Here is a 1,675-nt window from a genome sequence, read left to right as displayed (position 1 = left end):
CTGCGCTCGACCGAGGCCGAGATGACGCAGGCACAGGCGCGCGTCGCGGCGCTAGCGCGGCAGATGGCCGCGACCGACACCCCCACCAAGAAGCTGGCGGCCGAGTTCGCCAGGGCGAAGCGCGAATCCGCCACGCTCAAGGCTGAATTCGCGGAGCAGTCCGCGCGCCTGCAGCAGCTCCGCGATCGGCTCGGCGCCGCTGGCGTCGCCACCGGTAATCTCGGCCAGGACGAAAGGCGTCTGCGCACAGAAATCTCCCGCACCAACGAGGAGCTGACCGAGCAGGACCGCCGCCTGCGCGCTGCCGCCGATCGCGCCCAGCGTTTCGGCGCGGCGCGTGATCGATTCGGGCGGGGCATGAACCTCGCCACCGGCATGGCTGCCGGCGGCTTCTCGGCGATGCGGACCGGGCAGACCATGGCGCAGCCGATCAAGGGCGCGATCGGCGATGCGATGGAATTCGAATCGGTCATGACGAACATCGCGCAAAAGGCGGACATGTCCCGAGAAGCCGCGGCGCGGATGGGCGACCGTCTGCTTACCGTCGCCGAGCGATCCAATCAGCTACCCGAGGCAATCCAGCAGGGCATGGAAACCCTCACCGGCATGGGCTTCACCCCTGCGCAGGCCGAGGGCATGATCACGCCGATCAGTCGTGCATCGACTGCCTACAAAGCGGAAATCGCCGATCTGTCTGCCGCCACCTTCGCCGCCGCCGACAATCTCAAGGTGCCGATCGCGCAGACGGGTAAAGTTCTCGACGTCATGGCCACTGCCGGCAAGCGCGGCGCCTTCGAAGTGAAGGACATGGCGCAGCATTTTCCGGCGCTCACCGCTGCCAGCCAGGCCCTCGGGCAAAAGGGCGTTCCCGCCGTCGCCGATCTCGCCGCAGCTCTCCAGATAGCGCGTAAAGGGGCGGGAAGCTCCGAAGCCGCTGCGACCAACGTTGCCAACGTGCTGCAGAAGATCAGCTCACCGCAAACGATTAAAGCCTTCAAAAAATTCGGGGTGGACCTGCCAGCTGCACTCAAAAAGGCATATGCCGAGGGCAAGACGCCGCTTGAGGCTATTGCTGAGCTGACAAAGAAAACGCTTGGCGGCGATCTCTCAAAAATGGGCTTTCTCTTCGAAGATGCCCAGGTGCAAGCCGGCCTGCGCCCGATCATCCAAAACCTCGAGGAATACCTTAGGATCCGCGCTGAGGCGCTCGGGGCGGATGGAACCGTAGATACGGACTTCGCCGAGCGAATGAAGGATGCCGCGGAACAGACCCAAGCCTACAATATTGGGGCGATGCAGCTTAGCGTCACGCTCGGAACCTTGCTTTTGCCGCCTGCTATCAAGGTAATGAGCGCGATCAATCGCGCTGGAAAAGGCTTTAGAGAGTGGGCGCAGGCGAACCCCGGCTTCGCCAAAGGGCTCGGGATCACGGCCGCTGTACTCGCAGCCCTGTTTACGATTTTGGGCGGCGGCGCGATAGTCATCGCCGGTGTCGTCGCTCCTTTCTATGCCCTGGGTGCTGCGGCCGCGTTCCTTGGCATCGGCATTCTCCCCCTTGTCGGCATAGCCCTCGCAGTCATGGCCGCGATCGGGCTGATCGCGGGAGCCGCTTATCTGATTTACGCCAATTGGGGGTCGATCACTGGTTTCTTCGCTGGGATTGGCGAAGGGATAA

Annotated in this window: 1 protein-coding gene; it reads left to right on the top strand. The window is 63.5% G+C overall.

What is annotated here, in order from left to right:
• Window positions 1-357 precede the first annotated feature (357 nt).
• Window positions 358-1,675 (top strand): phage tail tape measure protein (locus tag VF617_RS08935; protein WP_331014531.1); only part of this gene is annotated, 1,318 nt, incomplete at its 3' end.

It is taken from the genome of Sphingomonas sp. (assembly GCF_036388215.1).
In the GTDB taxonomy this organism is placed as follows: Bacteria; Pseudomonadota; Alphaproteobacteria; order Sphingomonadales; family Sphingomonadaceae; genus Sphingomonas.
This window is presented reverse-complemented; position numbering and strand designations above follow the sequence as displayed.